Origin of the sequence: Longibacter salinarum, assembly GCF_002554795.1 — a bacterium.
Lineage (GTDB): Bacteria > Bacteroidota > Rhodothermia > Rhodothermales > Salinibacteraceae > Longibacter > Longibacter salinarum.
Window position 1 is genome coordinate 73,240 of record NZ_PDEQ01000005.1, and the last position, 24,475, is coordinate 97,714.

The 24,475-nt window shown below is 59.1% G+C and carries 17 protein-coding genes and 1 pseudogene; 8 read left to right on the forward strand and 10 right to left on the reverse strand.

What is annotated here, in order from left to right:
• Nucleotides 1–15 precede the first annotated feature (15 nt).
• Complete coding sequence (locus tag CRI94_RS10460) at nt 16–2,454, reverse strand: DUF2309 domain-containing protein (RefSeq protein WP_098075661.1); 2,439 nt, start codon at nt 2,452–2,454, stop codon at nt 16–18.
• Nucleotides 2,444–3,877 (reverse strand): proton-conducting transporter transmembrane domain-containing protein, encoded by a 1,434-nt coding sequence (locus CRI94_RS10465; RefSeq protein ID WP_098075662.1) that lies wholly within the window; start codon nt 3,875–3,877, stop codon nt 2,444–2,446. The genes CRI94_RS10460 and CRI94_RS10465 overlap by 11 nt, the downstream gene beginning before the upstream one ends.
• Nucleotides 3,878–4,719: 842 nt before the next feature.
• On the opposite strand from CRI94_RS10465, the gene CRI94_RS10470 reads away from it, so the two are divergent.
• The 3 genes from CRI94_RS10470 (at nt 4,720) to CRI94_RS10480 (ending at nt 7,779) form a co-directional block, all read left to right on the forward strand.
• Nucleotides 4,720–6,264, forward strand: a complete 1,545-nt coding sequence (locus CRI94_RS10470; RefSeq protein WP_098075663.1) for an acyl-CoA dehydrogenase family protein — start codon at nt 4,720–4,722, stop codon at nt 6,262–6,264.
• Nucleotides 6,265–6,412: 148 nt separating this feature from the next.
• On the forward strand, nt 6,413–7,117 hold the full coding sequence (gene purQ, locus CRI94_RS10475) for a phosphoribosylformylglycinamidine synthase subunit PurQ (protein WP_098075664.1): 705 nt from the start codon (nt 6,413–6,415) through the stop codon (nt 7,115–7,117).
• A gap of 44 nt (nt 7,118–7,161) precedes the next feature.
• Nucleotides 7,162–7,779: a rhomboid family intramembrane serine protease gene (locus tag CRI94_RS10480; protein ID WP_098075665.1), complete on the forward strand. Its 618-nt coding sequence runs from the start codon at nt 7,162–7,164 to the stop codon at nt 7,777–7,779.
• A 1,278-nt stretch (nt 7,780–9,057) separates the two neighbouring features.
• Here CRI94_RS10480 and CRI94_RS10485 read toward each other — a convergent pair.
• The 6 genes and pseudogenes from CRI94_RS10485 to CRI94_RS10510 all read right to left on the reverse strand — a co-directional run.
• The gene (locus CRI94_RS10485; protein WP_245846160.1) at nt 9,058–9,774 is read right to left on the reverse strand and encodes an HAD family hydrolase; all 717 of its coding nucleotides are present in this window, start codon (nt 9,772–9,774) and stop codon (nt 9,058–9,060) included.
• 43 nt (nt 9,775–9,817) lie between these two features.
• Nucleotides 9,818–10,969 (reverse strand): GNAT family N-acetyltransferase, encoded by a 1,152-nt coding sequence (locus CRI94_RS10490; RefSeq protein WP_098075667.1) that lies wholly within the window; start codon nt 10,967–10,969, stop codon nt 9,818–9,820.
• A gap of 135 nt (nt 10,970–11,104) precedes the next feature.
• Nucleotides 11,105–12,499 (reverse strand): aminotransferase class I/II-fold pyridoxal phosphate-dependent enzyme, encoded by a 1,395-nt coding sequence (locus CRI94_RS10495; protein WP_245846161.1) that lies wholly within the window; start codon nt 12,497–12,499, stop codon nt 11,105–11,107.
• A 396-nt stretch (nt 12,500–12,895) separates the two neighbouring features.
• Nucleotides 12,896–13,531: a DUF5683 domain-containing protein gene (locus CRI94_RS10500; RefSeq protein ID WP_143815365.1), complete on the reverse strand. Its 636-nt coding sequence runs from the start codon at nt 13,529–13,531 to the stop codon at nt 12,896–12,898.
• Nucleotides 13,532–13,694: 163 nt separating this feature from the next.
• Nucleotides 13,695–14,660, reverse strand: a complete 966-nt coding sequence (locus CRI94_RS10505) for a ParB/RepB/Spo0J family partition protein (protein ID WP_098075669.1) — start codon at nt 14,658–14,660, stop codon at nt 13,695–13,697.
• A 289-nt stretch (nt 14,661–14,949) separates the two neighbouring features.
• Nucleotides 14,950–15,723: pseudogene (locus tag CRI94_RS10510) on the reverse strand (ParA family protein); the annotation flags it as partial.
• Nucleotides 15,724–16,234: 511 nt separating this feature from the next.
• On the opposite strand from CRI94_RS10510, the gene CRI94_RS10515 reads away from it, so the two are divergent.
• From CRI94_RS10515 to rpiA, 5 genes are all read left to right on the forward strand, one after another.
• Entirely contained in the window at nt 16,235–18,418 is a 2,184-nt protein-coding gene (locus tag CRI94_RS10515) for an ATP-dependent helicase (RefSeq protein ID WP_098075671.1), read from the forward strand.
• Between the two features lie 234 nt (nt 18,419–18,652).
• Nucleotides 18,653–19,147: a GNAT family N-acetyltransferase gene (locus tag CRI94_RS10520; protein WP_098075672.1), complete on the forward strand. Its 495-nt coding sequence runs from the start codon at nt 18,653–18,655 to the stop codon at nt 19,145–19,147.
• A 129-nt stretch (nt 19,148–19,276) separates the two neighbouring features.
• On the forward strand, nt 19,277–20,518 hold the full coding sequence (locus CRI94_RS10525; RefSeq protein ID WP_098075673.1) for an ABC transporter permease: 1,242 nt from the start codon (nt 19,277–19,279) through the stop codon (nt 20,516–20,518).
• Between the two features lie 45 nt (nt 20,519–20,563).
• Complete coding sequence (locus tag CRI94_RS10530; protein ID WP_098075674.1) at nt 20,564–21,790, forward strand: ABC transporter permease; 1,227 nt, start codon at nt 20,564–20,566, stop codon at nt 21,788–21,790.
• Between the two features lie 72 nt (nt 21,791–21,862).
• Nucleotides 21,863–22,591: a ribose-5-phosphate isomerase RpiA gene (gene rpiA / locus CRI94_RS10535; RefSeq protein ID WP_218919381.1), complete on the forward strand. Its 729-nt coding sequence runs from the start codon at nt 21,863–21,865 to the stop codon at nt 22,589–22,591.
• A gap of 114 nt (nt 22,592–22,705) precedes the next feature.
• Here rpiA and CRI94_RS10540 read toward each other — a convergent pair whose 3' ends face one another.
• A complete protein-coding gene (locus CRI94_RS10540; RefSeq protein ID WP_179862255.1) occupies nt 22,706–23,368 on the reverse strand; it encodes an energy transducer TonB in 663 nt (220 codons plus the stop codon).
• Nucleotides 23,369–23,721: 353 nt separating this feature from the next.
• Nucleotides 23,722–24,378: an energy transducer TonB gene (locus CRI94_RS10545; RefSeq protein ID WP_098075676.1), complete on the reverse strand. Its 657-nt coding sequence runs from the start codon at nt 24,376–24,378 to the stop codon at nt 23,722–23,724.
• Between the last annotated feature and the right edge of the window lie 97 nt (nt 24,379–24,475).

Below are 24,475 nucleotides of genomic sequence, written 5' to 3' on the forward strand. Positions count from 1 at the left end.
TGAAATGCCAGATGTTCAAGAAGTGGGTTCTGCTTCGGGCAACAGCTCAGGAACGGTCCGATCGTCGGACATCACGGATGCCCATGTCCCACCGGGTTCGTAACGAAGCAACGTGTTGTCCTGCTGCGGATCCATGACCGTCAAGGCGACCCATTCGTGGTCAAACAATCGCTTTAGCGTATCCTGCCGCTGCAGGATCATGCCGACACGCTCGACCGGGGCATGGAGCACGGCAAACAGGCGAAGGGGGTCATGATACGGTACGTCGTCATCGAGATACAGCGACTGCAGCGGCAGCCCAGTCATCAGGTCGCCGCCATTTCCCTGCACTACGCCGACCTTCCCGCTGACGTTGTGCGTTATTTTTGAGCCGCTTCCGTAGACCGCATTGTCGACGGTCGAGAAGTAGTACTGCATGTTAATCCACTCGCCGACGACGAGCGGGCCGGTAAGTATCGTTTCGAGCGCCGTTCCGCTCTCGTCAACCCTCCAGTCGTACGAGTGAAGAAAACTCCGACCATCAAGGTCCAGATCGTTCGTCAGCCGACGTGGTCCGACAATGAACGCCGCATTGCCGGCCAGCCCCCACTCGGGGCGCGTCTCCGACCAGTCCGCTGCGCGCCGCTCCGTCTCTCGTGATGGATCCGAAAGCAGTTGAGCATCCATCGTGCCAACCCGTTCGGCCGCCGCCTTTTCTCGAGCCTTCGTCAGGTCCGCGCGGAGGCGAGCCAGCGCATCTGCATCGACTGGCGGATTCTCTTCGTCGACATAAAGACGAACCTCGTCGGTTGTCGTGTTGTGCTCGCCCGCGAGAAAGACCGTATCATCGGGAATGTCGATCCCCCGATCGCGGAGGGCATCGCGTACGTCTGAATCATTGCAAATGGCGGCGAGGACCCGGGCATTCGGTCCCCCAGGATTTCCGGCGCAGGCTCCACAGTCCAGACTCGACTTAAAGGGGTTGTTCGGCGTCTGACTGCCGTGCCCCGTAAAGACCACAATCGGAGCAAACGTCTCCGTCCAGCCCATCAGACGGAATGCGGCCTCGGCGTACACGACCTTTACCTGATCGGACAGACCCACGGCAAGGGCATCTTCCTCGTCGAGCGACTCGTCCCGGTCCACAGTCACTTCCGTAAAGCTCGATGGACGCGGAATGCGCTCATTAGCGGACTGGATCCAGTCATATATTTTGTGCGGCAAAAGCGTTCGAAGGGCCATGGCGACACCGAAGAGCCCCCCACTCCCTTCGACGAATCCGAAGGCGGCAGCGACGTCGTTCTTCAATGTCTTCACCAGCTTCTGTCGCGCCGCGTTCAGCCCTGCCCAGCCATTGTACCGTTCGGCTTCTTCTGATCGGTTCGGTGCTACGCGTTCAGCGATCCGGTGACGCGGGTCGACGATTGGCGGACATGCTTTGACACGCTCGCCGACTTCTCCTTCCGGCGCGTAGGCTTCATGCTCCATCGGAATCCCGAAGAAGCCCGCATAGCCGTGCGTTTCGTACGGCCCCGTTGCCTCAAGGTGACGGCGAATGATCTCCGACCGCACGTCAATGCAGAAGACAAGTTGCGCGTCCGGGCGACCCGTCTCCTTCGTCGGCTGGTGTGCGGATGTCGCGAGGTCGTCAAGCAACCCCTGTCGGTACGTTTCCTCCCAGGCCGAAAGCCAGATGGCGGGAAGAGACGCGTCGTCCGGATGCACCCTACCGTTCGCTGTCGCGTCTTCCGGCAACAACGGTTCGTCAAGCAACCGCGCCAGCGTCAGTCGCACGGCGAGGTACCCGCCGAGCGTGATCGGCTTGGCCTTGCCCCACTCCTTCGCTGTTCCACGCTCTTGCCAACGAATCAGGCCCACCCATCCTGGAAGAGCGGCAAGGTGGTGCGTAAAGATCGTCTCCCACTCCGATTCCGGTACGCCGTCGAGGGCCTCGATGAAGGCATCCAGCTTCGTAGATGGGAGATCGGACGTCTGCCGGATCCCCGGTATATCGCGATCGAACGGAGCGAGGATGCGCCACGACGCAAAGAATCCATCCGCCCGGTTCGGCATCGGCCACGCGGCCTGACCGTGATCGAAAAATGCGGCCAGCCACTTCGACATGAGCCGGTTCAACCGCTGATCGCTCGGCGCAGCGGTTGAGGGAACGTCATTCGCCTCCATCGTGGCGAGCGTCTCCTCGGGCTTCGACGTAATGTCGTGCTTCTTCAAGCGGTCGCGCAGGAGGTTGGGTTGGATGGCCCCGCGCTCCCATGCATGACGAAAGGTCGTTGGCGACGGATATCCTCGGCCACGAAAGAGGTGGCCAGCGCGCTGCACCGCCTCATCGAAGGGCAAGGTTTCGAACCCGGAAAGCGGATTCGCCGAGTTAAAGGTCCGGAGCGGCCACAACGGTCCGACCGCTTCAGCAGCATTTTCGATGCGGCCCCGCAGGACCGAAATCTCAATGGACATGGTAGCGGTCGCGTCGGGTGAGAAGCGTCGAAGATACGGGTTGCGACGTGTTCATCAGAAGCACGTACAGGCGCGTACTGGAGTGATGCCAGCCACGGTCAATGCCGACGTACACGAACGTAAACACGGCCGCGATGCCCCAGTGCAGCGGTGTAAGAGGCGTACCGAAGGCCAGCAGTCCAGTCCCTGCAAGCATCCACGCGACTCCTTTGTACACCGCGGCGTACATCAGGATAGCGGGAAGCAGCACGAAGGGAAGCGCCCAGGCGCGCGTTCGGGCAGGCAGACCGGTCCGGCGCAGGAGCGTCCGAGTGGCATGCAGCACGGCAAGGACCACGAAAAAGACGAGGAGCGTGCCCCCGTCCAGGGCCAAAACGGACTTCCCGGTGAGCCAGGCGAAGAGAAAACCGGCGGCCACAGCCACGACAAGAGAGCTGAGGGTCGATGCCCACCCGGCTGGGTTCGGTCGAGCCTGAGGTGGAGAGGTTGATTCAACGACCGAGCCCGAAGCAAGAAACAGGTACGCCTTGTAAAACCCGTGTAGGATCAGGTGGGCGATGCCGGCTGCACCGAACCCGAGACCGAACTGCATCACCATGAAACCCATCTGAGCCGTCGTCGAGCAACCGAGTTGGCGCTTCACGTTCGTTTGCACCAGTGCCCATGCCTGTCCCGCCAATGCCGTCACGGCGCCCACGAAAAAGACGAGGAGAACGACCGCGTCCGTTTCGAATACGATGCCCGAGAAGCGTGCTAGCAGAACGCCTCCCGCGTTCACCAGCCCTGCGTGCATGAACGCCGAAACCGGAGTTGGGGCGGTCATCGACGAAAGCAACCAGCGATGGAAGGGGACGAGCGCCGACTGCATCATCGCAGCGACGACGATGAGGCTGACGCTGATCGTCGTCACGACCCGTGGCAATGCGCTGAGCACGTCCACGAATCCGGAGACGGTCCACGCCCCGCTACTATGCACAAGCAGAGCGAAGCTGACCGCGAGAGCGCCACTTCCCGCCAAAAACATCCGTCTAGCGAAGCGAGCAGACGCCTGTGCTTCCGGCCACCTGCGAATATGCCCAATGAGACTTGCCAGCAACCACCCCATCACCGTCCACAGCGCGAGGAAGACAACGACATGCTCCGTTGCCGTGAGCAAGAGCACGACAACACTGAGCGAGAAGAGGCGCCCGTAAAACGAGCGCAGATGGCGAGCGCCGGCCATGTATCGCCGCGAAAAGCTATGCACAATCCCGCTGACGAACGTCACAACAACAGCCATGACCTGCGTCAGGCCATCCACCTGGATGTACGGGTCGATGCTCCAGGTCTCTCCCTTCAAGAAGAAGGCGAGCGCGACGGCAAGGCCGAAACCGGCCCACATCACACGGGTGAGGACTGCGGGAAGTCGGGTCGGAGGAGGCATGAGGAATGGGTTGAGGGGCAGATACGAGAGCCGAACGGCAATCCATGCGCCGGTCGAAGCCGATTCACCAAGCTAAGACATTCACAACGTACGTTCACGTTTCGATGCCGTAACAGTCTCACGGAAAAAAGATTCAAAACTGACGGCTTCCTTGCAGACGAGTCGTCGCGAGTTACGAGAAACGAACAAAGACGGAGACAAGACGAAGCGGAAAACCGATCATCTGTCTCCAACCATCGTCTCCCGCGACACGGAAATCAGACCGACCCGTTGTTGGCGGGGAAGGTGCGAACCGGCACCGCAGGTCGGACCGTGTACATTCCCTGATCTGAATAAGTTGGGATCAACGCTCGAATGCAAACTCGATACCTTCAGTTGATCCCTTGTTCGACAGGTTCTTGACGATCCACATCGGTAATTGCACGGGCGGCGGACTCGATAAAATCTGTGGACTTTCTGAAAATGACCTTTACCATCAAATTATTCGTTTCAGAGTTCATAAAATGATTTCAGTCTAGACGCCCACAATCAGGGAGATTCACTCAATTTCACGCCTCGTCGTCGCAAGTTTGTAATAAGTTACGGCTTTGTTTGTACGTTGCCGGGTGTCACCTGATCTTTTCAGGCCGGTGACCGTTACGCTATTGTGATCGTTGATATCTTCGCGCCGAGCGATTCTCTTCCCCGCCTCTACCGCTGTACACGTAGGGCTTGCCGATCCGCCGAATGATTGCTATGGGGGAGACGAGCCGTTTAGATGTGCTCACGGACTTCAGATCGCGACCGCTTCCACGGTCATCTGGACCGTACGCCGCTTCTTCCTGCAGACTCACCATTACAACATGAGCATCGCCTCATACCTGAACGAGGACGTAGATGCTTCGGTCGACTTCAAGTCGTTCCGAGACGCATTCAAGAAGAAACTCCGCAATGTTTTTCACCGTCGGTCCAGTGCCGACCAGGTGGGGACAAGCCGCGGGATTCCGCCCTTCATCATGCGTGAAATTCAGTCACTCACGCCCCTTTCGGTTTTCATTCCGGAAGAGCATGGAGGACGCGGCGGCCACGTTCACGAGTGCCAGTCAATTCTTGCGGCCGCCTCATACGAATCCCTCGCGCTCTCGCTCACGATCGGAATCAACGGAGCGCTGTTCCTGCAACCACTTACGAAGTACGGGCGAGAGGAAATCAAGGCCCCGATCTTCCGGCGGTTTATCGAAGATAAGAACATGGGCGGGCTGATGATCACCGAGCCGGATTACGGCACGGATGCCCTGCGCATGGAAACATCGTATCAGCAGCAGGACGACGGAAGCTATCGCATCCAGGGGACAAAGCACTGGGGAGGCCTTACGGGATGGGCCGACTTCTGGCTCGTCACCGCCCGCCGTAAGAGCGAAAGCGGCAACCTGGGTCGGGATATCGACTTCTTCGTCGCGGACATGAACCGCCCCGAGCAGCTGATTGAAGTCGAGGAACTGTACGAAAACCTCGGCCTCTACATGATTCCGTACGGGCGCAATAAGGTCGACATCCGCGTACCGGAGGCCCATCGCCTCCAGCCGGAGAGCACCGGAATCAAGATGATGCTCGACACGCTGCACCGAAGCCGGATCGAATTTCCTGGAATGGGCATGGGCTTCCTTCAGCGTATGCTTGACGAAGCAATCTCCCACTGCCGTGAACGGTTTGTCGGAGGCAAAGCCCTACTCGAGTACGACCAGGTCAAACGCCGCGTCGCCGGGATCCAGGCCGCCTACACGGCCTGCTCCGCCATGTGTATGCACACCAGCGAGCACGCGGGGATCGAAAACAACCTCGCGACGCACGCCCTACCAGCAAACTCGATCAAGTCGGTCGTAACCGACATGATGCAGAGTGCGTCGCAGTCGCTCCTACAGCTTGCCGGCGGAAAAGGATACAAGCTCGACCACATTGCCGGACGCTCTACGGTCGACAGCCGTCCGTTCCAGATCTTCGAGGGTTCCAACGATGTGCTGTATCAGCAGATTGCTGAGTCCGTGCTGAAGTCGATGCGCCGGATGAAGGAGCGCAACCTGTACGCCTTCGCGTCACAACACGACCTCATGAACCGTGCGTCCGACTATTTCAAGGATGCGCTCGACGTTGAGGTCGACATGTCGCTGCCTCAGCGGAAGCTTGTAGATCTGGGCCGCATTCTCGGCCGAGTCATTACGATGGAAATGACGATCGAGATGGGCGACCGAGGCTTCCGCTCGGACCTGATCTCAAACGCCCTGAGTCTCTTCCGCTCCGAAGTGAAGGGCATGATTTCGTCCTTTCAGGATCGGGAGACAACGGATGTCATCGAAGATTACGGCGACAACAGCTCGTGGCTCGACCTCGTCCGGCCCCAAAATGCATAATCAGTATACCGCCTGACCACCAGGTGTCAACGCACGTGATGGATTTTCGAGGGAGGGCCCAAACTTTCGGGGCTCTCCCTCGTGTTTTGTGTAGTACAACGTGTCTTCCACCGGCTGCATCCGCGACTTCACCAACCGTCGACGACCTATGACCTTTGGAGTCATCGTTTTTCCCGGCTCGAACTGTGACCACGACGCCTATCATGCCGCCAAGCATGTGTTCGGCCAGGAGGCCCGATTCATCTGGCACCAGGATGAGACCGTCGGAGACGTGGATGCCGTCATCGTTCCCGGCGGCTTTTCCTATGGAGACTACCTGCGCTCCGGTGCCGTCGCTCGATTCTCTCCGGTGATGCAAGACGTCGTACGCTTCGCCAACGAGGGCGGACTCGTCCTCGGCATCTGCAACGGATTTCAGATCCTATGCGAGGCTGGCCTGCTTCCCGGCACGCTCATGCGCAACGACAACCTCCGCTTCCGCTGCAATCACGCGACGCTCCGCGTGGAAAACAACCAGACACCGTTCACGCACCTCATGGATAAAGGACAGGTCGTGTCCTTCCCAATCGCGCATGGAGAAGGTCGCTACTTTGCCGACGGCGACGTGCTCGATGAACTCCGGGACAACGACCAGATCGTTTTTCGGTACGCGACCGAGACCGGAGACATCACCAAAGACGCCAACCCGAACGGATCGATCGACAATATTGCCGGAATCGTCAACCGGGATGGCAACGTACTCGGCCTGATGCCTCATCCCGAGAGGTGTGTCGAATCCCTCCTGGGCGGAGGAGATGACGGGGCCCTCGTCTTTCGCTCGCTCATCGAGCACACTGCAACGGTCGCCGCGTAGCGCGTGCATCCGTTCGATTTCTGCCTCCATCTTTTTCCCCGCGCATGCTCGACTCCCCAATTACGCTGGGCCTGCTGATCATCAACGTGGCGATCAGCCTCTACGCCCTCGTCTCTGATCCCTCGCTCATCCGGGATCTCTCGTTCCGCCCTCGCCGCATCGAAGATCACGGTGAGTACTACCGATTCTTCACTGCCGGCTTCGTGCACGGCGGGATGGCGCACCTCGCGTTCAACATGATCACGCTCTATTTCTTCGGGCCGTTGCTCGAAGGCGTACTTGGCGCGGGTGCGTTTCTGATTCTCTACTTCGGCTCCGACCTGTGTGCCAACGCGCTCACGTTTGCCATGCACCGTAACGATCCCAACTACGGGTCGATCGGCGCATCGGGCGCTATTTCCGGTGTTCTGTTTGCCTTCTGCCTTTTCGCTCCGTTTGCGAAGCTGTACGTCTTCTTCGCGATCCCGATGCCGGCCATTCTCTTCGCTATCCTCTATGTCGTCGTTTCCGTCTACGCGATCGGACAACGCGAACAGGGGGCGGTCGGCGGCATTGCGCACGAAGCTCACCTCGGTGGGGCGATCGGTGGCGTCCTAATCACGATTGCTCTCGTCCCGACAGCGGTCAACGAATTCATTCGCGCCATCCAGCAGGCTCTATGATGGTACGATGAATGTCCGTTATGTAGAACCGGGGTACCCGGCTGAAATTGTGCTAATTACGGTCTCGTAATGTGATCTTCGCCGTTCCTTTGCAGGAATCCCGTTATTGGGGTTGCACCGAAACCTCGTGTAGGGTATCGTACAGTGGCTTCATGCACCTTATCTCTCGCCTCGCGAGAACTCAGTCGCATCACACGTGGATATAGCAGAGAGCTCGGCTTGTGGAGGCCGAGCTTTTTGCTCTGAACACGGTCTGCGCGATGTCGCGCGCTCGAAAAGGGTCGTCCGTCCTGCTTGCTCGCCCCTACCGTTGTGAATAACTTGTTTATAATTTGTTCACAACTCGTCTTGACACGCACTTCATGAAGGCTTACAATATGGCCAGTGCCTTCGGGTACTGTTCCTTGACGCGACTGAGTCTCTGGGCTGCATGAAGCCAGCCTGTGTAGCGCTCTCGGCGTGTGTGCCTTTGGGCCGCATTCCGAAAGGGCGAGAGGCAGATGCACCGGACCGTACATCCGTGTTCTTCGGAACGCGCTATGTGCGTCATCCAACGGGGCGTGTCCAAACCTATCGCATATCGCCGAGAGGCGGAGAGCGAAGGACAGAGCACGAACCGGACGATGTGTCGCTCGGCGTTGTCGGACGTGTTGAATGAGTGGAAGCTCGTCGACCGTGCGAGGACTCCGATACAACGCTCCGGGATGCATCGCTCCTGATCGACGCACCGTGTTCGCTACATGGTGCACTCCTCGATCATGCGCGCATCGCAGCGGTCTTCTTCCCTCTTCCCCACTCATACCCGTCAGGGATGACGTGAGGTTCAGACGGACAGAGGATCGACGCGCGAGACAGTGTAATCGGACTGATTGCTCGTTCGCGAGCGTCAGAGCGATGCCCTGTTTCGGTCATCGGGCGGATCATTTTCCACGGAATGGTTCGCTGCGAAGGATGCTTCCTCCACAGGACGAGCCACTCAATGAGCGAGAACGTGCGTTAGGCGTTGCCTGACGCGGCACTCCCTCGGTGAGCGGCACATGTAGGCCCGTGGTGCTCGGACCGTTGCTCTGCGACGGTAAACGGACGGCTCTTCGAGTCGGACGACGAGTACCGCTCCGGCATACCCGACGGTATGTCCTAGGAGACGGGCCTCCCACCACGACGATACTTCGGTATCTCTGGTTCGGGAGGCCAGCGTTGAGGAATTTACGAGCACTCTGCCAGCCACCGCGGCCTCTGCCAGCGGGGGCTTTCTTATTGTTGCGACAGACGTGCGTGTTAGAGCCGCGACAGCAGATCCGACCAGTCCTGGAAGGCAAACGTCCGTCCGTTCATCTCCTGCCCGTTTACGCCACTTCGGGCGAACCAGGCGACGTGCCACCCAGCGCGGCTCCCTCCTTCCACATCCGAGCGCCAGGAGTCGCCGACGTAGAGGATGCGCTCCGGTGTCACTTCGGCCCGCTCGGCCGCCACCTCGAACACGTGCGGGTGTGGCTTCATGTGGCCGGTCTCCTCGCTCACGAGCACAACGTCGGCCCGATCGCGGATCTCTGGAAACTTCTTCAGCTTCTGTGCCTGGACTTCGGCAAATCCATTCGTGAGTACACCCACGCGGTAGCGCTCGGCGATCTCCGCGTATGTATCACGGGCGCCATCGACGTACTTCCAGTGCTCCGCGTACCGCTGCAAGTACACTGAACCGATACGCGCCGCATCTGCGTGGGGCGCATCGATCGCATTCAGAAGCCGTGGAAAACGGTCGTGTTTCACGATCTCCTTCTCAATCTCCCCGCTCGAATACTTTTCCCAGAGCGGCCGGTTGATTTCGTGGTACGTCTGCTGCAGTTCGTCAACCGACAGGTGCCCGAACACGGCGAGGTAGCGGGACCGGACGTCGGCCAGCGCATGACGCTCGGCGTGACTGTGATCGAGAAGCGTGTCGTCGACATCGAAGAAGACGAAGTCGATGTCGTTGGATAGGGTCGAGGTACTCACGGGACGGAAATCAATCGATCTAGGTGAACGGGAACTGCGCGAATCACGCGATGGATCGCTCGAACATGGCGTATTCTTTATCGACAACGGCGCCGAGCGATTCGACATGGTTCTTGAGCCGGTCGTTGGAATCGAGCACCCAGCTCATTTCGCAGGCGTCGAAGCCGTTCGGCGGGCCGTTCTCGATCGTGGCCAGGACCAGGAGCGCGTCCAGTCCTTTCCCCTGAAACTCTTGACGGACCCCCATCAGCGGCATTCGGCATTCGTAGATACCGTAATGCGCGTTGAGTAAAAGCTTGGGCAGACCGAGGGGGAAGAGCTTCCCATCGGGAATATGCTTCAGCGCCTGATTGATGTTCGGCAGCGTAATCGAGAAGGCCACCGGCTCGCCCTCGTGCTCCACGAAAAAGACCATCTCGGGCTCCACGATCTGCTTGAGTTGGTCGGCGAGCTGGTCGAACTCGGCATCCGTCATGGGCACGTGGCCCCAGTTGTCGGACCACGCTTCATTGTAAATGTCGACCACGCGACGAGCCTCGCGTTCGAACTCGTCCATGTTGAGCGTCCGTAGCGTCAGGCCTGGCGTGCGACGCTTGACTAGTTGTGCTCCGCGTTTCAGTCGATCAAACTCGACGTATTTCTTGTGGACGTAGTAAGCCCACATGGTCATGGCCCGCTCGAAGCCGTACTTGAGGAGGAAGTCCTCATGATAGGGCGGATTGTATGGCATTAAAATGGACGGCTCGCGGTCGAAGCCGTCAACCAGAAGCCCGGCGGTATCATTGAGCGACGGGTTCGCCGGTCCGCGCATCCCCGTCATCCCTTGATCCTGCAACCACGCGGCCGCCGCTTCGAATAGCGCCTCTGCCACCGAGTACTCGTCGATGCACTCGAAAAAGCCGAAGAAGCCGTTATCGTCGTCATATTTCTGCAGGTGCATGCCGTTGATAATCGCGGCAATGCGACCGACGACGCGGCCATTACGACGCGCGAGAAACAGCTGGGCGCGACCGTGTTCGAAAAAGGCATTTTTCGATGGGTCCAGCGAATGCTTTACCTCTCGCCGAAGCGGAGGCACCCAGTGAGGATAGTCGTCTGGATAAAACGTGTAGGGGAAGTCGATGAACGCCTTTCGGTCTGAGCGACCGGTCACGGGGTCGACCTGCAGGGACGCGGGCGTTTCCGTAGACACCATGGAGAAGAAGAGTCTAGATGATCTGAGACCGCCAGACGAGGGCGGGGCGATAAAAAGCCGCCGCTCTCTGCAGGACGAGGCAACGTCCCGAGAGGCGGCGGCAGCAGGATGAGAATCAGATTCGCCGGCGTCGACCTAGGCCGCGGCGGAGTGACCATTCGCCGAGCCGTTCAGATGCCCGTTCGCCGATCCATTCAGGTGATGTCCTTTCGGGTGATGGCCGTTCGTCTTGGCGTGGCCATTCGATCCGATGACGCCGTGCTGCTTCCCGACCTTGTGGAAGGCGTCCAGAATCTTGTCGAGCTCGTCGTTGCTGTGCGTCGCCATGTAAGACGTACGCATCAGCGTCTGCCCCGGCGGCACGGCCGGCGGAACGACAGCATTCACGAACACGCCGTTATCCAGGAGATCGCGCCAGAACTGGAAGCACGTGTTCATGTCGCCAATGACGACCGGAATAATCGGCGTCTCACTATCCCAGACGTCGAAGCCCAGGTTGCGGAAGCCGTCGCGCATGTAATCGGAGATCTCCCACAGGCGCTCAAGACGCTCCGGCTCCTCCTCGAGGATGTCGAGGCATTTGAGGACCGTTGCCGTGTTGGCCGGCGGCATCGAGGCGCTGAAGATGTGGGCCGACGCTTCGTGCCGGATGAACTCAATGACGTCGTGATCGCCCACGGCGAATCCTCCCAGCGATGAGAAGCTCTTGGAGAACGTGCCGGTGATAATGTCGACATCGTCTTTCAGGCCGAACGTCGAGGCCGAACCGCGGCCACCCGGACCGATGACGCCGATGGCGTGCGCATCATCAAGCATCAACGCGGCATCGTAGCGATTCGCGAGCTCAACCAGTTCCGGGACGCGAGCGATTTTTCCGCTCATCGAGAACACACCGTCCGTCGCAATCAGCTTGCCGGCGTCCGGGCGATCCTCGGAGGCACGCTTCAGAAGCTTCTCCAGTTGATCGAGGTCGTTGTGGCGGTAGCGCTGCGTGTCCGCCATGCTGACCCGCGTGCCCTGAACGATGCAGGCGTGGTTATCCTTATCGGAGAAAATGATGTCGTTCCGACCGGCGAGAGCCTGAATGACGCCCTCGTTCGTCATGTATCCAGTCGAGAAGAGCACCGCCTCGTCCTTGCCCATGAAGTCCGCGAGGCGCTCCTCCAGACGCAAGTGGAGGTCGAGCGTGCCGTTCAAGAATCGGCTGCCCGTACAACCCGTCCCATATTTCGCCACTGCATCACGCGCCGCCTCCTTGACGCGCGGATCCGCTGTAAGGCCGAGATAATTGTTCGACCCGGCCATGATAATCTCGCGACCATTCATGATCGCAGACGTGCCCTCATTGCGCTCGATCGGGCGAAAGTACGGATATAGATCCGCATCTTTGGTCTTCGCGTAGTCGCCAGACTTATCGAAGAACTTGTGGCATTTGTTAAAGAGCGACGGGGCCGACTTGGTCGCGGTCTCGGTGTCGTCTCCAGGGGACATCGCGGTCTCCTGCGACCGTCGGGGGTCAGACTGGGTCATAGAAACGGTATGCGTATATGCAAGGCATCGTGTGGGAAGCAGGAGCACTACGGACGGGAGCGGGCTCCCTTTGTACATCCGATAGACTCATCCTATGTTACAAGCCGCACCCAACCGCACGAAGGTAACACGGCCTCAAAAATTTTTATTTCCGGGCGAGCCGGATCCGCATTCATTCACCGACAACCGCCGTCCACGCGACGGTGCGAGTGCACTCTGAATCAGGAGTGTATGCCCAATCCCGGGAGTGAGTGTTAGTTTCCCCTACCTAACACAATCATTACACCCAAGCCGGCTTTCATGCGTGTTTTTGGTAGCCTTTCACATCCAAGACAGACCTTCATATTTTCTTCTCCTCCCTTGCTGTACATCGGTATCCGCCAGCTGAAGGAAGAATTAGAACCGGAGGCGGACCGCAGCAGAATTTCCGAGTGGGGACGGCATGACCTTCAACGATAGTTCATCACCAACATCGAAGGTCAGAAGGTGCGCGCTGACGTACGCATCCACGACGCTGAGAACGTAGAAGAGGCCGGTTCCGACCACCGATAGATCACGCCATCGTCGATGTCGGTCCCTCTGCGAACGTAACCGTTGCGCAGGGATCTCCGCGTTGAGGGCGGATACGCGCTGCTGAACCAGACGGTATTGCGACCGAAACTGGATATAGGGATTGGAATCCAGCTGTCCCGACGCCACGCGGTCCTCGCTAATCTTAAAGAGATGGGCGCGCTGATATAATTTGTACTGATCGTGATTGTACAGAATTGAGTATGTCAGCCCTGCGAGGCCTGCATACACGATCGGAATTTTATAATGCTGCTTGTTGTAGAATTGCCCCCACCCCGGCAGGGCAAATGCGCGCCAGAGTGCCTTGCTCGGCGTATGGTCGGGTGGAAGCCCACGCTCCACGAGAATTCTCGTGCGTACGCTATCGGGCTGCGCCGAAACGGGCGGCGCGAACAGGCTGCACCCGAGAATAGCGAGGAGCAGCAAAAAGGCTCCGCGGGTCCGAGTGTAAGAAACAGCCAAGTCGATACGGGATGCTGTGAAAGTCAGTCCTGTCGCCACATCAGGCCCCGACGAACGATGGATGCACATGAATCATCCGCGCTCAGAATCATCCGCGCTCATGCGAACGCCAGGCCGTACGCGCGACCAGATCGCACATACGATTAGACGAAGAAAGTAGAAATCACCCTTCGAGCATGTCGATCAGTCGCTCAAGATCCTCGGCGGAATAGTAAGAAATCTCGATCTTCCCCTCGCCGTCGGATTTATGCCGGATATTGACCTGCGTGGAAAAGCGCGAGCGAAGCTGGTTCCGATACTCTTCAAGTTGCAGATCATCCCGGCTCGGCCCGGTCTCCTCCTCTGCCTGATCTTCGCCTTCCTGCTCAGCTGCTTCGGCTTCCTCCTGGGCCTGCTGGTATGCCCGAACGCGTCGTTCGACATCTCGTACCGACAGGTCTTCTTCGATCGTCTGCTTCAGCAGATCGATCTGAGCGTCGTGGTCGTCGATTGTGATCAGCGCACGGGCATGACCCATCGCGACCTCCTTATCGCGCAGCGCCGCCTGAATTCGCGGGGGGAGGCGCAGCAGCCGGAGGAAGTTCGCTACGGTCGCGCGGCTCTTGCTGACCTTCTCCGAAACCTGTTCCTGCGTCAGTCCGCATTCCTCCATCAGGCGCTGATACCCCAGCGCCACCTCGATCGGGTTCAGTTCCTCTCGCTGGACGTTCTCCACGAGCGCCATCTCGAGCATCTGCTCGGTATTGGCTTTTCGGACGAACGCCGGCACACGAGGCAGACCCGCCCGACGCGCCGCACGAAGACGGCGCTCCCCGGAGATGATCTCGAACTGGCCCTCGCCTAGTGCGCGAACCGTAATCGGCTGAATGATGCCGAGCTGCTCGATCGAAGCGGCAAGCTCTTCGAGGGCATCCTCACTAAACTCTTGTCGGGGCTGATACGGGTTCGGACGAATATTTTCGACCTCCACCTCCGCAACACGCCCGACAAGGCGGTTGCCGTCTTCAAAACGATAAAGCTGGCTGCGAGAAACGTCATCGCCCGACGATTTCTCGCGCTCCTCGTCCCGCTCCTCCTCCGAGGGAAGCAGTGCGCTGAGTCCTTTTCCAAGTGCAGATTTCTTAGACATGCCAGATCGTCCGTCGGGACTACTGATGATGAGAAGCCCGGATGTGCAGCTGTGCGTCTCCGAGCGCGTAGAGTTGAAGGGCGGCTAAGCGGGGAATCGTGCGGTCCCCTGGAGACTAGAGGGAAAAGTCGTTGGCCGGGGTTTTCTCCTCCGGCGCCTCTGAGAGCGCTCCAGGCACGCTTTCCTCCGGGTTGTCTGCACGATTCGATGCAGTGCCCGTGGTAGACGGATTGCCGGTCGCCGGCAGCGGCGCGCTGTCATCGTCAGATTCACTTCCGTTGCTGTGATGCTGCAGGAAGCGCTGGTTGTCCGCCAGAATCTCGCGAGCAAGCGACATGTAGTTGCGAGAGCCTTTGCTCGTCGCGTCGTACAGAATTACGGGCTTGCCGAAGCTCGGCGCTTCCGAAAGCCTCACGTTGCGCTGTACGATCGTCTCGAACACCTTGTCGCCAAAGTACCGGCGCACTTCCTGGGCCACCTGATTGGACAGGCGCAGGCGCGTGTCGAACATCGTCAGCAGCACGCCCTCGATCTCGAGATCCGGGTTGAGGTGCTGGCGCACGATCTTGATCGTGTTGAGCAGCTGACCGAGACCTTCAAGTGCGAAGTACTCTGCCTGAACCGGAATGAGAACCGAGTTGGCGGCCGTCAAGGAGTTCAGCGTGAGCAGGCCGAGCGATGGCGGGCAGTCAATAACGACAAAATCGTACTTCCGCCGCACCCGCTTGAGCGCATTGGAGAGAATTTTCTCTCGCTCCATGACGTCGATCATCTCGATTTCTGCACCGACCAGGTTGATGTGGCTCGGTACGACATCGAGGAACGGAATCTCCGTGGACAGAACAGTTTCCTGCGCGGACACCTCCCCGATGAGCGCCTCGTAAATCGAGGCCTCGACATCTTTCGGCTCCAGACCGATCCCGGACGTACAGTTCGCCTGGGGGTCGATGTCAATCAGCAGCGTCGAGTGCTCTGTTGCTGCAAGAGACGCCGCGAGATTGATGGCCGTGGTGGTTTTGCCGACGCCGCCTTTCTGGTTGGCGATCGCAATGACTTTTCCCATAAGGAGTTACCGCTCTTGAGTACGGGTTGCCGCAATCGGTGCGACATACCCATCAGACCATAGGGGTGAACGTGCAGGAGGCTGATCGTGCATGGATCAGCCACCGTAAACTTCGTCTTGCACAGATGATGCCAGGAGCCTAATCTCGGCGTTGGAAGCCGGTCGTGACTGGAAAATCGTGTGTTCGTCTCCGCGATCCACACCTGGCGTGTGAAGGCGTCCGCGCGCCGCGAATAATAGAGACATCTGTGCTCTCCGGAGGACAGGTACACTCGTCGATCGGACGGTATGTCCGCCTCCGCGAATCGAGTATTCAACATACGAACTTCGGCGCGCCAATGTCCACAGCCTCATCGTGAGGGTCGGGCGAAGAGATTACGCATGAAGGGCGATTCCGCGAACCGATTTGGCCATACGCCAACGGCGAAGCCCCTACGTGCGCCCGGATCACTGCACGGGGATTCAAGGTTCGATTCGGCGTCCCTCCCTCCTCTCCAGTTGGCTGTATGTCATGGCGCGTCGCATCGTACTTTCATCGGATGACGGCCCTTCACGTTCCGTTGAGAATCTGACGATCGACTATCGGGGGGACCTGAACGAGCAGCAGTTCGACGCCGCCACCACGGGCTCTGGACCGACGCTCGTCATCGCGGGGGCCGGCACCGGGAAGACGCGCACGCTGATCTACCGGATGGCGTACCTCGTGGAAACCGGTACGAAGCCGGAATCTGTTGTTCTGCTCACCTTCACGCGGCGCGCCGCTCGCGAAATGACGTCCCGTGCGGCGGACCTTCTGGATGGCCGCTGCCAGCGCGTGCAAGGCGGAACGTTCCACGCCTTTTGCCTCGGTGTCCTGCGACGTCATGCACCTACAATCGGCTTTCCGCGCAACTTTACCGTCCTTGACGCAGCGGATGCGGGCGACGTTATTTCGGTGCTCCGAGCCGACGGGAATTACGACCAGGGCGAGGAACGCTTCCCCCAAAAGCGGACGCTCTACTCGATGTTCTCCGCCGTCATAAACCGGCAGGAACCGCTCGACGAGGTTCTCGCGCGGCGTTACCCACAGTTCTCTCCGCTGTACGACGGACTGGAGCAGATGCGCCAGGATTACCAGGCGTACAAGAAGAGCCACGGCATGATGGACTTCGACGACCTGCTCTACCGAACGCTGGAGCTGTTCGCCGCGGACGACGGCGTGCGACGAGAGGTTGCCGGACGCTGCCGGCACGTGCTGGTCGACGAGTACCAGGACACGAACGCCCTGCAGGCGGAGCTCGTCAAGCAGTTTGCCTCCGTCCACGGAAACGTCATGGTCGTGGGCGACGACGCGCAGAGCATCTACCGCTTCCGGGGCGCGGACTTCCGAAACATCTTCGCTTTCCCGGAAGAATTCGACGACACACAGGTCCTGAAGCTGGAACAGAATTACCGATCCACGCAGGTGATTCTGGATCTAGCCAATCACGTTATCGACAATGCGGATCGCTCCTACGAGAAGACGCTCTTCAGCCACCGGGACGTGCCGGACGCCGAGCTGCCGGCCGTCGTACCCGCCGCGGACGGGCAGATGGAGAGCCGCTTCGTCGCGCAGATGATCCTTCGTCTCCGCGAGTCGGGCGTCCCGCTCCACGAGCAGGCCGTCCTCTTCCGGTCGAGCCACAACAGTTACGAGCTTGAGACCGAACTCAACAAGCGCAACATTCCCTTCGTGAAGTACGGCGGGATGAAGCTGAGCGAGGCGGCGCATATCAAGGACGTTCTCGCGCACCTGAAAGTCGCGGAGAACCCTCAGGATGCCGCGGCCTGGAATCGGGCCCTGCAACTGATTCACGGGATCGGGCCAAAGACGGCAAAATCGCTCATCGAATGGGCGACGAATGAGGCGGACGACCCGTTCGTCCATACAGACAACGCGCCGTTCTCCAACCGCTACATTTCGCAGCTCAAGAAACTGCTCGGCACGCTCCGCTCCATTCGGGACCCCGACATGCCGCTCGTGGAGCAGGTCGAATCGGTCATCGATTACTACCGGCCGATTTTCGAGGACGAGTACTACGAGGACTACCCGAAGCGCGAACCCGACCTCGATCACTTCATCGGTCTGTCGGAAAATTATTCCAGCCGGCGCGACTTCCTGTCATCCCTCGCGCTCGACCCGATCGAGCTCACTGCACTGGACAACGACGGCGAGCATGAGGATGAGCCGCCCCTGGTCCTATCGACGATTCACTCGGCGAAGGGGCTCGAATTCCACACCGTGTTTATCATCCGCGCGCTGGAGGGCGACCTTCCCTCGCGGTACGCACTTCGGGAAAAGGGAGGCGTCGACGAAGAACTTCGCCTGTTCTACGTCGCCGTGACGCGGGCGGAGGACAACCTCTTCATTTCCTATCCCATGACGCAGTATCGGCGGTATCAGGGTGAATACATGACCGACCCCAGCCGGTTTATCGTCGACGTTCCGGAAGATACATTGGAGCCGGTGCAGCTCGTCGAAGAGACCGAAGCGCAGGAGGACGATCAACCGTTGCTCGGCGGTGATACACCGGCCGCGCTCGGATCCGGCGATAGCGAACAAACGAGCGCTTCCGCCCCGAAGCAACTGGGCGACGGAAGCGACAGCGCATCACGTGCTGACACCGAGACGAGCCGGGAGTACGACCCGCGCGATGTCGACGGTTTACCGTTTTAGCGGCATGAGATCCGAAGGCGGCGCTCCTCACGAAACGCAGTCTCGCTTCGACGTCCGTCGATCGCTGACATCGTACGCATCCACCTTCCGCGATCGAACCACCCCTTCTTCCATGGAGTATTGCACCGAAGCGGGTCTCTGTCGCGTCGCTGTTTCACGAACCGCTTGAATAAACGCAGCGCGCGTCGCTCTCATTCTATTGTGGTCGTCTCAGCGCCCTGATTTACGCTACTGATGCTCTCCACCGACTCCGTGAAAGCAACTGATTCGCCCGACCTCACGATCTATCGTGTCGGAAGGGATCGCGTCGATCTGATTCGCGATTTGAATGAGTCCGTCTTTGGCGATCGGCACGTGATCAATCGGTTCGACCATGACGACCTGCTCATGCTCGTGGCCGAGCGAAATGGCGACCCCGTTGGGTTCAAGGTCGGTTACCGGCTGCGTACCGACACATTCTACAGCGCCAAAGGAGGCGTCGTCGATCATGCTCGGCGTCAGGGTATTGCTCGTGCCCTGCTCCAACAGATGCTCTCCGTCGTCGAGCAGTGGGGCTACATTCGATTCGTGTACGATACCTTTCCGAATAAGCATCCGGGCATGACCGTACTCGGTCTGAGGGAAGGGTTTGAGGTCATCAAAGCAGGATACAGCCCACAGTACGAAGACTACCGCCTCCGCTTCGAATGTCGCCTTACTCCCCCGGCACCGAACCATAAAGAATCGTAACATGCTTCTTGCCTCGGCGGCATTACTTTTTTTGCCGTGGCTGTAACCATCTTTTGCGTCGATCCGTGATGTGTGTGCTTCCGGCGCACCGCTCCTCGTTCTCTCCCCCGGCCTGACAAGCGATTTCCCGTGCGTGTATTATTTGAACTGTACGAAGGCCTCCGCATTGCGGGCCAGGCCATCTGGGCCAACAAGCTCCGCTCCGTACTGACGACCCTCGGCATCATCATCGGCATCATCGCCGTCACGCTGATGGCGACCGTCATTGATGGGCTCGATCAGCAGTTCGAGAAATCGCTGTCCCAACTCGGCACGGACGTCGTTTACGTGAGCAAGTGGCCGTGGGGACAAAACACGAACCTCGACTGGTGGAATTACGTCAACCGTCCGGCGATTGAATCGCGGCTCGCCGAGAGCATCCGCGAACGGTCGCGCTATGCACGCGCCGTCGCCCCGATGACCAGTACGAACCGGACCGTTCAGTTCAAGGAGCGGTCGATCGGCGCGGAAGTGACCGGCTCGACGCCTGAGTACGGTCGCATCCGAAATGTGGAGCTTGAGTCCGGGCGCTTCTTCACCGAGGCTGACGAGCGCGGGGCCCGAAACGTATGCGTGATCGGGGCCACTGTCGCCGAGGAGCTCTTCCCAATCGCCACCCCTCTAGGCAAACGCATCCGGCTGGGCAACAAGCCCTGTAGTGTGATCGGCGTGCAGGAAAAACAGGGAAAAGGTCTCTTCGGCAGTGTCAGCTCCGATGAAAGCGTGATCATGCCATTCAGTACGTTTGAGAAGCTCTTCGGCATGAGCCGGTGGCGCAGCATCAATGTGATGATACAGCTCCCGCAGGGACCCGCGATGGAGCAAGGAAAGGACGAAATCACCGGCATCGTCCGTATTGCGCGCGGCGTTGAGCCAACGGAAGAAAACAATTTTGAGATCAACGACTCCGCGCGGATTCGCCAGTCCTTCTCGGCGACGAAGATAGCGATCAACAGCGTTGGACTGTTTCTCACCAGTCTTGCCCTCGTCGTGGGTGGCATCGGCGTGTCGAACATCATGTTCGTATCCGTTCGCGAGCGTACGAAAGAGATCGGCGTTCGAAAGGCCGTCGGTGCCAAGCGGCGAACGATCATGCTCCAGTTTCTGGTCGAGGCCATCATCGTCTGCATGATTGGCGGACTGATCGGCGTGGCCATCAGCATCGGGTTGACGCCCCTCATCGAAGCGGTCATGGGCGTGACCGCCGTCCTCCCGCTCGACACCATCCTGATCGCCTTCGGCATCTGTGTCTTCGTGGGAATCGTTGCCGGTATCGCCCCGGCGTGGCAGGCGGCAACGGCTGACCCGATCGAGGCGCTCCGCTACGAATAACGCCCGTTCTATAGCGCTCCTCTTCTTCCGACTGACCGTTCATCCATGAGCGTATTTGAGTCCATCCGCATGGCGCTCACCGCGTTACGCGCCAACATCCTCCGGTCTGCTCTTACACTGCTCGGCATGGTGATCGGGGTTTTCGCCGTGATCGCCGCCGTCACGGCCGTGGAAGTGATCGAGGTCTACTTCGAAGAGTCCCTGCAGATCTACGGCTCATCCACGTTCTCGGTCGAGCGCTATGAGTCCCAGATCGGCGGTCGCGACCGCGAGAAGTACCATCCACCGATTACGTGGGAGCAAGTCATTCGCTTGAAGCGTGCGCTACCGGGCGGACTCCAGGTGAGCGTGGACGAGGACTTCGACTGGGTCGTGAAAGCAAAATACGCGGAGCGGGAAACGGAACCCAATCTGCAATTACGCGGGACGGACGAACACTTTCTCAGCAACTTCGGCTTCGAGATGGCCGCTGGACGGCCGATCACGGCTCAGGATGTGCAATATGCGCGTCCGGTCGCTGTTCTCGGCGCACCGGTGGCAGAGACGCTCTTTCCGAACCAGTCCCCTCTCGGTAAGCAGGTTCGTATCGGGCGCGTACGGCTGGAGGTCATTGGCGTGCTCGATGAGAAGGCGACCTTCCTCGGCTTCGACCCGAACACACGAGTCTACGCTCCCATCTCGTATATGCTGAGCACGTATGGCGACAACGGGCGCAACATTGCCTCCGTGAGTGTCCGTGCACCGAGTCCGCAGACCGTGGGTCCAGCACAGGAGACCGTGATGGCGCAGATGCGAACGATCCGAAAGGTGCGCCCTGGGGACGAGAACAACTTCTCGCTCGAAACAAATGCCTCGATTCAGGACCAGCTTGCCAGCTTCACCGGCAGCCTCGGCATCGCTGGTGCTGCTATCGGCCTCATCTCGCTACTCGCGGCCGGCATCGGCATCATGAACATCATGCTCGTCTCGGTGACCGAGCGAACTCGCGAGATCGGCATCCGGAAGGCCGTAGGCGCAAAGAACTGGCATGTACTGTCGCAATTCCTGCTCGAAGCCATCGTCCTGTGTCAGATCGGGGGCTTACTCGGCATTCTGCTGGGTGCGCTCGCGGGCAACGGTGTCGCATTCTTCTTCGACATCAGCATGGCATTTCCATGGGTGTGGGCGGGCATTGCCGTAACCGGCGTCACATTCATAGCAATCGTGTTCGGCATGTACCCGGCCTTTAAAGCGTCCCGACTCGACCCGATCGAAAGCCTTCGTTACGAGTGAGGCTTCCGCAGCTGCGGAAGGAAAATCGCGCGTAGAGCTTGCGATTGGCCGGGCTTACGCGACAGGTTGGGCATGATCGTCTCCTCTTTCCTCGACCTGCCTCTCTCCATGGAAGAAGCCAAAAAAGCCGCCGGCGAACAGGCGGCCGACCTCGTTCGAACCGGCATGCGCGTAGGCCTCGGAACGGGCTCCACAACCGCCTTCGCCCTGCGTGCCATCGGCCGACGGATCCGTGAAAGCAGCCTGCACGTCATGGGCGTCCCGACCTCCTTCGCGTCCGAGCGCCTGGCCCGCGAGTGTGGTATTCCGCTGACAACCCTTGAAGAAGTGGAAGCACTCGACCTGGCGCTTGACGGGGCCGATGAAGTGTCGCCCGAACTGAATTTGATCAAGGGCCGTGGCGGTGCTCACACTCGTGAGAAGGTCGTGGCTGCACAGGCCAAGCGATTCGTCGTTCTGACTGACCCGAGCAAGGATGTCAAGCGACTTGGCGAAAAGCGGGTCGTCCCCGTCGAGGTTCTGCCGATGGCCACCGGCCCCGTCCTCCGAACACTCGATGACGTATGCACCGAAGCCACTCTACGGATGGGGAAAGAGAAAGACGGCCCGGTGGTCACCGATCAGGGCTTCTGGATCATCGACGCCAGATTTGAAGGCGGCATCGACAATCCACACGCCATCGACCGGATGCTCCGCGACCTCCCCGGCGTGCTCGACCACGGACTCTTCCTCGACATGGCAACGGATATCTTTGTCGGCCACCCGGATGGATCCGTCGAGCATCGTCAGCGTGACGACTGAGAATACCGGACCCACACAAAAAACCGCCCGCCTCGGCTTGAACCGAAGCGGGCGGTTTCATTTTGGTATCGCACGGCGTGGTGTGTCACGCAACCGTGCAACCAGGTCGGACTGTTACTTCAGGCGGAACGTCACCGGAAGCGACATCTGCACCTTCACCGCCTTGCCACGCTGCTTACCCGGCTTGAACTTCTGCTGCTTCACGGCGCGGATGGCTTCTTCGTTGAGAAGCTTGTGGACTCCACGCGTAACTTTCGGGTTCTGAACGTTTCCATTCTCGTCCACGACGAACTGGACGAACACACGGCCTTCGATGCCCGCCTTCTTGGCAAACTCAGGGTACTCAACCTCGCCCTGAAGCGCTGCGAGACCACCGATCAGCTCCGGAGAGTTCTCAACAACAACGAAGATTTCCTGCTCTTCTTCTTCCTCGCCTTCATCCGGCGGGGGCGGTCCCTGGCTCGTGTCGAGCGATTCATCGAGATCGAGGGACGCGTCAAAGTCCACGTTCTGATCCTCGATAATCTCGTCGTTCGGCACCTCCATCGGCACCGGGGGCTTCGGAGGCGGCGGGGGCTTCACTTCCTGTTTCGTCTGCTGGACCTCCTCCATCTCGACGACGTCCTGCTCTTCAAGATTAACCTTGAAGTCCTTATTGTTCTGGATATTCCACTTGAAGCCGATCAGCAAAATCGAGAGCGCAACGACAAGCCCCAATTGAATCCAGATCGGATACTCCTTGCGGAGATTCGCCTCTTCCGTCTTTCGTACCGACATGATCCTACCTGATTGTTAAAAATGCAGCGGTGACCCAATCGGCGAACAGTCCGAGAACGCCGAGGAAGGATCTCTGGCAAGGCTACCTGCCCTGGTTTAAGCCGAAAAGCGGATAAGCTTCCCAGACATCCTTGTTAGCCAACAGATCAACGTTTTCCTTTTCTGTGATGTTTCGCTGGCTTGACACTCTTTTCGCCCTCCCTTCTTAATCGGGGGGAACGTCTTCACGCAATCGCTTCCCACAGCCCCGTAACGCGACACTTCGTCCTGTTCAAGCACCGACGAATATCCTTTCGGATACGAAGTTCACATGTGGTTTAACGACCTGCCTACCGACAGATTTATCTCTGCGGCTACCGTAGTTTAAACGTAATCGGGATCGTCATTCGTACAGGGACACGATGCGTTCTCTGTCGACCCGGCAGAAACACCGTTTTCTTAATCGCCCGAATAGCCGCGTCGTTGAGTAGCGAGTGTGCGCTTTTCTGCACGACAACATCCGTAACAGAGCCATCGGGAAGCACGGTAAAGCGGACAGACACTTTTCCCTCGACTCCCGCACGCTGGGCACGCTCGGGATACTCGAGATTCTCGTAGAGCGACTTCATCCCGCCCTTCGGCTTCGGCATCTGCTCCACGACGACGAACGGTTCGCCTTCAGACCGGTCCTCCCGCACGTCCGGAGGCGTCGGCGACGTCACCGGCGGCTCATCTTCTAAAATCAGTTTGTCCCATTCGACCTTTTCGGGACCAATGATCCTTTCGTCTGGGACGACCTGCGGCACCATGGGTCGGGCCGGCGGCGGGGGCGTGGCATCTTTCGTAGGAGGCGGGAGGTGCTTGAGGTCCACAGTCTCCGGTGGAGGCGGGGTCGGGGTGGCGGGCTCCGACCGATAAAAACTCAGGCTCGCTGCGACCAAGACGAAGGAGAGTGAAAGCACAGCTCCCGTGGCCATGTGGAGGGAATAGTCACGACGCCACGTCGAACCAGCTTTTTTCGAAACAGGCATAAGGACACTGAAATCTATGAACGGAAACAATCGTTCGCCGTCTCTTCACAAATCGAGATTCAATGTCCCCAACAGGTTTGTGTAGATCAAGTGAAGT

What these genes read in the sequence shown, in the direction of transcription:
- CRI94_RS10480 (WP_098075665.1), top strand. Translation starts at nt 7,162, where the DNA reads ATGCTCGACTCCCCAATTACGCTGGGCCTGCTGATCATCAACGTGGCG.
- rpiA (WP_218919381.1), top strand. Translation starts at nt 21,863, where the DNA reads ATGATCGTCTCCTCTTTCCTCGACCTGCCTCTCTCCATGGAAGAAGCC.
- CRI94_RS10505 (WP_098075669.1), bottom strand. Translation starts at nt 14,660, where the DNA reads ATGTCTAAGAAATCTGCACTTGGAAAAGGACTCAGCGCACTGCTTCCC.
- CRI94_RS10495 (WP_245846161.1), bottom strand. Translation starts at nt 12,499, where the DNA reads ATGACCCAGTCTGACCCCCGACGGTCGCAGGAGACCGCGATGTCCCCT.
- CRI94_RS10530 (WP_098075674.1), top strand. Translation starts at nt 20,564, where the DNA reads ATGAGCGTATTTGAGTCCATCCGCATGGCGCTCACCGCGTTACGCGCC.
- CRI94_RS10460 (WP_098075661.1), bottom strand. Translation starts at nt 2,454, where the DNA reads ATGTCCATTGAGATTTCGGTCCTGCGGGGCCGCATCGAAAATGCTGCT.
- purQ (WP_098075664.1), top strand. Translation starts at nt 6,413, where the DNA reads ATGACCTTTGGAGTCATCGTTTTTCCCGGCTCGAACTGTGACCACGAC.
- CRI94_RS10465 (WP_098075662.1), bottom strand. Translation starts at nt 3,877, where the DNA reads ATGCCTCCTCCGACCCGACTTCCCGCAGTCCTCACCCGTGTGATGTGG.
- CRI94_RS10490 (WP_098075667.1), bottom strand. Translation starts at nt 10,969, where the DNA reads ATGGTGTCTACGGAAACGCCCGCGTCCCTGCAGGTCGACCCCGTGACC.
- CRI94_RS10545 (WP_098075676.1), bottom strand. Translation starts at nt 24,378, where the DNA reads ATGCCTGTTTCGAAAAAAGCTGGTTCGACGTGGCGTCGTGACTATTCC.
- CRI94_RS10515 (WP_098075671.1), top strand. Translation starts at nt 16,235, where the DNA reads ATGGCGCGTCGCATCGTACTTTCATCGGATGACGGCCCTTCACGTTCC.
- CRI94_RS10470 (WP_098075663.1), top strand. Translation starts at nt 4,720, where the DNA reads ATGAGCATCGCCTCATACCTGAACGAGGACGTAGATGCTTCGGTCGAC.
- CRI94_RS10540 (WP_179862255.1), bottom strand. Translation starts at nt 23,368, where the DNA reads ATGTCGGTACGAAAGACGGAAGAGGCGAATCTCCGCAAGGAGTATCCG.
- CRI94_RS10520 (WP_098075672.1), top strand. Translation starts at nt 18,653, where the DNA reads ATGCTCTCCACCGACTCCGTGAAAGCAACTGATTCGCCCGACCTCACG.